The organism is Allobosea sp., assembly GCF_048595345.1.
In the GTDB taxonomy this organism is placed as follows: domain Bacteria; phylum Pseudomonadota; class Alphaproteobacteria; order Rhizobiales; family Beijerinckiaceae; genus Allobosea.
In genome coordinates, this window is record NZ_JBMDWH010000109.1 from 20,758 (window position 1) to 28,026 (window position 7,269).

At 67.6% G+C, this 7,269-nt stretch carries 8 protein-coding genes; 3 read left to right on the plus strand and 5 right to left on the minus strand.

Annotated elements, in window-relative coordinates; all coding sequences use genetic code 11:
* The first annotated feature begins 62 nt into the window (after positions 1–62).
* From ACOJTB_RS11325 to ACOJTB_RS11335, 3 genes are read left to right on the plus strand one after another with little or no spacing between them, the layout of a single operon-like run.
* Positions 63–1,196 carry an SIS domain-containing protein gene (locus ACOJTB_RS11325; protein ID WP_420102621.1) on the plus strand — a complete coding sequence of 378 codons (1,134 nt, stop codon included), beginning with the start codon at positions 63–65 and terminating at the stop codon, positions 1,194–1,196.
* On the plus strand, positions 1,193–2,233 hold the full coding sequence (locus ACOJTB_RS11330; RefSeq protein WP_420102622.1) for a carbohydrate kinase family protein: 1,041 nt from the start codon (positions 1,193–1,195) through the stop codon (positions 2,231–2,233). The genes ACOJTB_RS11325 and ACOJTB_RS11330 overlap by 4 nt, the downstream gene beginning before the upstream one ends.
* A gap of 14 nt (positions 2,234–2,247) precedes the next feature.
* On the plus strand, positions 2,248–3,039 hold the full coding sequence (locus ACOJTB_RS11335; RefSeq protein ID WP_420102623.1) for a BtpA/SgcQ family protein: 792 nt from the start codon (positions 2,248–2,250) through the stop codon (positions 3,037–3,039).
* Positions 3,040–3,095: 56 nt separating this feature from the next.
* Here ACOJTB_RS11335 and ACOJTB_RS11340 read toward each other — a convergent pair whose 3' ends face one another.
* The 5 genes from ACOJTB_RS11340 to ACOJTB_RS11360 form a co-directional block, all read right to left on the minus strand.
* On the minus strand, positions 3,096–4,022 hold the full coding sequence (locus ACOJTB_RS11340; RefSeq protein ID WP_420102624.1) for a polysaccharide deacetylase family protein: 927 nt from the start codon (positions 4,020–4,022) through the stop codon (positions 3,096–3,098).
* A gap of 1 nt (position 4,023) precedes the next feature.
* A complete protein-coding gene (locus ACOJTB_RS11345) occupies positions 4,024–4,824 on the minus strand; it encodes an ABC transporter permease (protein ID WP_420102625.1) in 801 nt (266 codons plus the stop codon).
* Positions 4,821–5,651 carry an ABC transporter permease gene (locus ACOJTB_RS11350; protein WP_420102626.1) on the minus strand — a complete coding sequence of 277 codons (831 nt, stop codon included), beginning with the start codon at positions 5,649–5,651 and terminating at the stop codon, positions 4,821–4,823. The genes ACOJTB_RS11345 and ACOJTB_RS11350 overlap by 4 nt, the downstream gene beginning before the upstream one ends.
* Positions 5,648–6,724, minus strand: coding sequence for an ABC transporter ATP-binding protein (locus ACOJTB_RS11355; RefSeq protein WP_420102627.1), 1,077 nt, complete (start codon positions 6,722–6,724; stop codon positions 5,648–5,650). Before ACOJTB_RS11355 ends, ACOJTB_RS11350 begins: the two co-directional genes overlap by 4 nt.
* Positions 6,725–6,815: 91 nt before the next feature.
* On the minus strand, positions 6,816–7,269 hold a 454-nt coding region (locus tag ACOJTB_RS11360; protein ID WP_420102628.1), incomplete at its 5' end, for an extracellular solute-binding protein.

A 7,269-nucleotide genomic window follows, 5' to 3' on the forward strand; every position in this document is an offset into this window, starting at 1 on the left:
CGAATGCAAAACCCGGAGCTGGAGGATACGCCCTCATGCTCCGCCGAGCGGAGCCGATGAGCATGGCCGATCTGATGCAGCAATACAGGGCGATCAAGCGCGAGTCGTCTTCCGATGCGCCGGGAGACCCGGAGCGGTTTCGCCGTGTGGAATTGACCCATGGTGAGATGATGGCGCAGGGGGATGCGATGCGCCGCACGCTGGAAACGACGGCCGAGACGGTGCGCCGCATCGCCGGCGAGATGGCGGGTCGAAAGCTCACCCGCGTGGTCATCGTGGGCTGCGGCGACTCCTGGATCGCCGGCATCGGCGTTCGTCTGGCGTTTGAGCGGCTGCTGGGCGTGGTCTGCGAGCCTTACGAGGCCTTCGATCTCGAGCAATATGGGCTTGATATGATCGACGATGGCACGCTCGTCATCGGCCTCTCCTCGAGTGGCAATACTGCGCCGGTCAGCGCCAGCCTGAAGGAGACGCTGGCGAAGGGGGGATATGCGGTTGCGCTTACCAACACCGCGTCCTCCGCCATGATGCGCGATTTTCCGGCTGCGTTGCTGATCCAGGCGACGCGCGGCGGTTGGCCGACGCAGTCGAGCACGGCGGCGATGGCGCTCCTCATCTCGCTCGCGCTCGCCATCGCCGAAGCGCGCGGTCTGGGTGAGGGAAGATCCGCGGGGCTCGGGGCTGATCTCAGTGCGTTGCCTTCCGTGATGGACGAGGTGTCCAGCGGCTTCTACGAGCGCGCCAAGGCCTTGGGTCAGAGGTTGGCCCGCGCCGACATGGTGCTGCTCGCCGGCGCGGGCCCGCATCTGGCGCCAGCCGCCTTCGGCGCCGCGAAGCTCAAGGAACTGGCGCCGATCCATGCGATCGCCTTCCCTCTGGAAGAATATCATCATTACCGCACGCAGAAGGCGGGCGACCCGCTGTTCCTCATCGCGCCGGACGACGCCAGCCGACAGAGGGCGCTGGAGACGGCCATCGTCGGGAAGGCCGTCGGCGGTCAGACGATCGTTCTGGTGCCGGAAGGGGAGACCGGCTTCGACGGGATCGCCGACCATGTCTGGGCGCTGCCTGTCGTAAGGGCGGAACTCGCTCCCCTCCTGTACAGCGTGCCGCTGCATCTTTTCGGCTATCATGTGACGAAGGCCCGCGATGCGCTGGGTCTTGGTGCCCCCGTTCTCGGAGGCTGCGCGGCGTGACGCCCGTACTGGTCACGGCGGGCGGACTGACAGTCGACCACGTGATCTCGGCCGACGGCGCCGTAGCGCTCGACAAGGTGGGCGGCAACGGAGCCTATTCGGCCGTTGGCGCCCGCTGTTGGGTCGATGCGGTCGGTCTCGTCAGCGTGGCCGTATCGAGCTACCCCCGCGCCACGCTCGACCGGCTGCGAGAGAACGGTATCGCGCTGGACGGCGTGGCGATGGCGCAGACCGCTCTGCGCAGCGGCAACTGGTTCATTTACGACGAGCGTGGGAACCGCAGCGAGCATCTGACCAGCCGTCCAGAGGAGCTGGAGCAAGCCGGTTTCCCGACCGACCGGCTGACGCCTGAGCAGGTGACGCGCTGGCAGGACCATTTGCGCCGTCGTGGCGACGGCGGGGAGATCTCCTATTCGCGCTTTCGGGACATCCATCCTCTGGTCGCCTCGCAGGTGCCCGAGACCTATCTCAGGGCGAAGGGCGCCCACTGTGCACCGGCGCGTCCCGTGGTGCTGGATGCCTTGCTGCCCCTGTTCAACAGTCGCGGAATGATGGTGACGCTCGATGCGGGTTGGCAACTGGCGGAGCTCTCCATGGACGAGATGTCCCCCTTTCTGGCGCAGGTCGACGCGTTTCTGCCCAGCGAGATCGAACTAGCGGCCATCGTCCCGCAGACCGGTGTCGAAACCGCGCTCGCCCTGGTAGCCGAGCGGTGCCGCGGAACCGCGGCCGTCAAGCTCGGTGCCCGCGGCAGCCTCGTGTGGGACAAGTCCGCCGCGAGGGCCGTCCCGGTTCCCGTCGTCCCGACAAGGGCCATCGATCCGACCGGCGCTGGCGATTCCTTCTGCGGCGGCTTCCTGGCAGGCCTCGTGGAGACGGGCGATCCCGTACTGGCCGCAGCCTACGGCGCAGTTTCGGCTTCGCTCATCGTCGGCCGCTACGGAGCGGACGGCGCCTTGCCCGTGAATCGCGAGGACTGTCGCGCCACGCTCGCCGGGCTGATTGCGGATCTCGGCCGCTTCCCCCTCCAAAACTGACGGATGCCTTTCTCGTGACCAGCCTGCGCGTCTTCGCCGCCCGCCCTCTCGTCATCGCCGCCCTTCACCTGCCCGATTTCGGCAAGATGCGGGACAAGAGCATGGCGTTCCTCGAGGATTACGTCGCGACCAACGCGCGGGTCTTCGCCGAGGCCGGCGTGCCCTACGTGAAGCTGCAGGACCAGACGCGCGAAGCCGGTGCGATGCAGCCCGGGCCGCTGGCGATGACCGCCGCGCTCGGCCGCTTTCTCAAGTCGGAGGTTCCGCAGATCGGGCTCGGCATCATCGTCGAGGCGCATGATCCTGTCGCGTCGCTCGCCATCGCGCATGCAAGCGGGGCGGATTTCGTGCGCCTCAAGGTCTTCGTCGGCCAGGCGATGACGGCTCAGGGGCCCAAGACCGGGATGGGGGCGCAGGCGCTCGCCTATCGCACCCAGCTCGGTCGCGACGATATCGCGATCCTGGCCGATGTGCATGACCGTACGGCCGTGCCGATGTCCTCCGAAACACCGGAATTCGCGGCGGAATGGGCCCAGAAGACCGGGGCGGACGGCTTGATCCTGACCGGTGCCGACTGGGCTGACTCTCTCGCCCGCATCCGCCGGGCGAGGGAAGCCGGGATCAAGCGCCCGATCCTTCTCGGCGGCAGCGTCACGGAGGGGAATGTCAGAGAGGCTCTCGGTCTCTGCGACGGTGTCATCGTCAGCACGGCCCTGATGCGCAAGGACGCCGCGCCGGCCGATGTGCTGCGCTGGGACGTGGACCGGACGCGCCGCTTCATGGACGCCGCAATGGCGGCCCGCTAGCCAAGGGCGGAGCGGCTCGGAGGCTCATTGGCGCGGCGAAGCGCCGAGCCGAGGGCTCAGCGTCCCCCGATCAGATCCTCCCGTCCGATCGCCTGCAACCAGTGCCGGGCGATCTCGTCGCGCCGAGCAAACCAGACGCCGGGTTTGGAGGCGGCATGGGCCAGGAACGTCTCCAGCCCGCCGATGCGCCCCGGCCGGCCGATGATCCGCAGGTGGAGCCCGACCGTCATCATCCGAGGCGCATTCGCCCCTTCCTCATAGAGCCGCTCGAAGGTGTCGATGCAGTACCGCGCGAAATCGTCGCCGAAGACGAAGCCGCCCTGGCGCGTAAAGCGCATGTCGTTGGTGTCGAAGGAATAAGGCAGGACCAGATGGTCTCGGCCGCAGACATCGACGAGATAGGGCAGGTCGTCGTTGTAGGCGTTGGAATCGTAGAAGAAGCCGCCTTGCTCCAGCAGCAGCCGGCGCGTGTTCGGCGAGGTTGCCGAGCGGGTGTGCCAGCCGCGGGGCGGGCTTCCGGCTGTGCGGGTGATCGCCTCGACGGTGCGCGCAATGGCGAGGCGCTCCTCGTCCTCCGTCATTTTTGCATGGCGCTCCCAGCGCCAGCCATGGGCCGCGATCTCATGGCCGTCGGCGACCGCCTGCTCAGCGAGCCAGGGCGAGAGCATCAGCGAGCGGCCGATGGCGTTGACCGTTCCGCGGACGCCATGGGCCTTCAGCGCCTTGCGAATGCGCGGCCAACCGGCGCGCGTGCCGTACTCGAAATGGGACTCCATGCAGAGGTCGCGCACGCCGGTGATCTCGTCGACGACCTCGTAGACGCCCTCGTTCTTCTCGTCGCCCTGGCCGATGGCGAGTTCGCCGCCTTCCTCGACATTGATGACGAGATTGACGGCGAGCCGCGCATCGTCGGGCCAGCGCACGGCGGGAACGGCGTCGCCATAGCCGCGAAAATCGCGATCGGTGGTGATGTCGGGCAGCATGTCAGAGATCCGCCATGCGACGTAGGCCGACGAGCCTGTCGCCGATCACGAGAACGCCGATGGCGAGCAAGATCAGCAGCGTCGAGATTGCGGCGATAGTGGGGTCGGGGCTTTCCTCGACATATTGCAGCATCTGTATCGGCAAGGTCTTGGTCCAGGCGTCGGTGAAGAAGATCGAGATGGGATAATTGTCCATCGAGGCGAGAAAGGCGAACATGCCGGAGGTGAGGAAGGCCGGGGCCAGCGACGGCACCAGCACCTTCAGGATCGCCCTCGGATAGGTCAGACCGAGCGTGCGCGCCGCGTCGATCAGCGTGAAGTCGAACAGCGAGAGCGAGGCGAATACGGTCCGTACCACGTAGGGCAGGGTGATGACGACATGGGCAAGGAGCAGGCTGGTCCAGACCTCGCGCAGCCCTGACGCCCGGAAGGCCTCCAGCATGGCGATACCGATGACGAGGCCTGGCAGCATCAGCGGCGACACCAGGAAGGTGACGACCGCTTCCCGCCCGCGGAAATCGCCGCGCAGCAGGCCGATGGCGCAGAGCGTGCCCAGCACGAGCGCGATCGCGGTCGAGAGCGCCGCCAGCTGTAACGAGGTCAGGACCGGCGGCCAGAGATCGCGCGAGCGCGCCAAAGCCTCGTACCAGCGCAGCGACCATGAAGGGGCGGGCAGGGTGAAAACCGCGCTGGAACCGAAGGAAACCGCCGCCGTCACGATGAGCGGAGTCATCAGGAAGATCACCGTCGCTGCGGCGATCAGCCCGCAGACCCAGCGGGAAACGGCCTCGATCGATGTCATGACGCGCCTCCAAGCCGGCGCGAGAGCCAAGCGCTGCCAACCACGATCGCCACCGCAAGGACGAGCAGCACCGTCGCGGTGGTCGCGCCCAGCTGGGCGTTCCGCATGAACAGGAACGACCGGCCGGTCAGCGTCGCCAGCGTCTGGAAGCGGTCGCCGATCAACAGGCTCGGCACCACATACATGGACACCGCCATTGAGTAGACGAAGGCGATCCCGGTCACGATGCCGGGCAGCGAGAGCGGCAGAGCGACGTAGAAGAAGCGGTAGAGCGGCGAGGCGCCCAGCGTCGCCGCCGCCTCGCCGAGGCGCGGATCGACCAGCTTGAGCACCGAATAGATCGGCAGGATCATGAAGGGCACGAATATGTTGGCCGCACCGATCACAAGCCCGGCTTCGGTAAAGAGCAGCCGCTGCGGCTCGCTCCACAGGCCGATGCCGGTCATGATCTGCGAGACGACGCCGTCGCGCCGCAGTACGATCTGCCAGGCGAAGGCCTTCACCACCACGCCGACCGAGAGCGGCAGGATGATCGCGACCAGGATCGCGGCCTGGACGAAGCCGACGGCTCGAGCCAGCACCAGCGCGGTCGGATAGCCGATGACGAGGCAGAGTAGCGTAACCAGCGCGGCGCTGCGCAGGGTGTTGCCCAGCACCGTCCAACTGAAGGGGTCTGCGAAGAACCCCGCAAAGGCCTCGAGGCCGCCGGGGCCGAGCAGGCTGCGGCCGAGCAGGAACAGCAGCGGCAGCCCGTAGACAACAATCAGATAAACGACCGCGGGCAGCGCCAACAGCACGATGGGGTCGAAGCGCCTCGCCGCGCTCATGCCGCGACCTCGTCTGGCACTGCGGGGTAAAGCAGCGTGTCCTCGACGCGCCAGGTCAGCGGCAGGACGGCGCCGGGCGTGAGGCCGGCCGGCGCCTCCTGCGCTTCAACCATCAGCCGGCCACTCTCCGGCGCGGCGAAATGGAGCTGTACGCGCGCGCCCTGGAAGACCACGTCGCGCAGTGTCGCCTCGATCCGGTTCTCGCCCGAGCCGCCGACCGCAATCCGCTCCGGCCGGACGCCGATCACGACCGGGCTGCGCGTCAGGAAGCCCCCCGGCGCCCGGACAGTCCCCGCCTGCGTCTCGATGGTGACGATCCCGTCCTGCGTGCCGAGGGCGGTGCCGGGGAGCCGGCTCGACAGCCCGACGAAGTCGAGCGCAAAGGGGGTGGCGGGGCGGTGATAGATCGCGGCCGGGCTGTCGAGCTGCTCGATCTGGCCGCGATGCATCACGGCGATCCGGTCGGACATGGTCAGCGCCTCATCCTGGTCGTGCGTGACGAAGATGGCGGTCGTCCCGACCTCGCGCAGGATGCGGCGCAGATCGATCTGCATGGCTTCGCGCAGCTTGCGGTCCAGTGCCGAGAAGGGCTCGTCCAGCAGCAGGAGCTTCGGCGCGACGGCAAGCGCCCTGGCGACCGCGACGCGCTGCTGCTGCCCACCGGACAGCGCCCTGACGGAACGCTCCGCGAAGGCGCCCATCTGCACCAGCCCGAGGAAGCGGGCGACGGCGGGCGCGATCGTCTCCGCGGGCGCAGCCCGGGCCTTGAGCCCGAAGGCGACGTTCTCCGCGACGGTCAGATGCGGAAACAGCGCGTAGTTCTGAAAAACCACGCTGACATCACGCCGGTGCGGCGGAATGCGCGTGATCTCGCGCCCGTCCAGGACGACTCGGCCGGAATCGGGCTTCATCAGCCCGGCGACGATGCGCAGCAGGGTGGTCTTGCCGCAGCCGGAGGGGCCGAGAAGCGAGATGAACTCGCCCTTGCCGACCGCAAGATCGACGCCGTCGAGCACCGTCGCAGGCCCGAAGGTCTTGCTGGCGCCGGTGATGTCGAGGAAGGCAGCGGTCATGGTATCCGCGCTCGCTGGGGATTGATGCCGTCACCCCGAACGGGCGGCCCAGCCGCTTGTCCGGGATGACAATGGAGGATCCGAAGGGGCCTCAGATCGCCATGTCGCGATCCCAGCGCTTGATCCAGTCGTTGCGCTGCGCGGCGACGTTGGCCCAGTCGATCTGGAAGATCTTCACATCGGCACCGAGGCCCTCGGGCTTGGGCACGGCCTTGTTGGTCGCCAGCGAGAAGGTGGGGCCGGCGAGCTTGCTCTGCAGCTCGGCGCCGAGCAGCTCGTTGACATAGGCGAAGGCGAGCTCGGACTGCGGCGCGCCCTTGATGACCGCGATGCCGGACGGCATGGCGAACACGCCTTCCTTCAGCGCGGCGAGGTCGATCGGCGCTCCCGCCGCCTTGCGCTCAAGGCAATAGGACGACATAGCAGGCCCGATCAGATGCGCCTCGCCCTGCTCAAGCAGGTTAAAGGCCTGCGGCTGCTGGGTGTAGACCGTCAGCAGGTTCGGCTTGAGGCCGACCAGCTTCTTGAAGGCGGCATCGGTGTCC

Bases quoted from the DNA above. Each gene is read 5' to 3' on its own strand.
- ACOJTB_RS11340 (WP_420102624.1), bottom strand. From the start codon at position 4,022: ATGCTGCCCGACATCACCACCGATCGCGATTTTCGCGGCTATGGCGAC.
- ACOJTB_RS11355 (WP_420102627.1), bottom strand. From the start codon at position 6,724: ATGACCGCTGCCTTCCTCGACATCACCGGCGCCAGCAAGACCTTCGGG.
- ACOJTB_RS11345 (WP_420102625.1), bottom strand. From the start codon at position 4,824: ATGACATCGATCGAGGCCGTTTCCCGCTGGGTCTGCGGGCTGATCGCC.
- ACOJTB_RS11325 (WP_420102621.1), top strand. From the start codon at position 63: ATGGCCGATCTGATGCAGCAATACAGGGCGATCAAGCGCGAGTCGTCT.
- ACOJTB_RS11350 (WP_420102626.1), bottom strand. From the start codon at position 5,651: ATGAGCGCGGCGAGGCGCTTCGACCCCATCGTGCTGTTGGCGCTGCCC.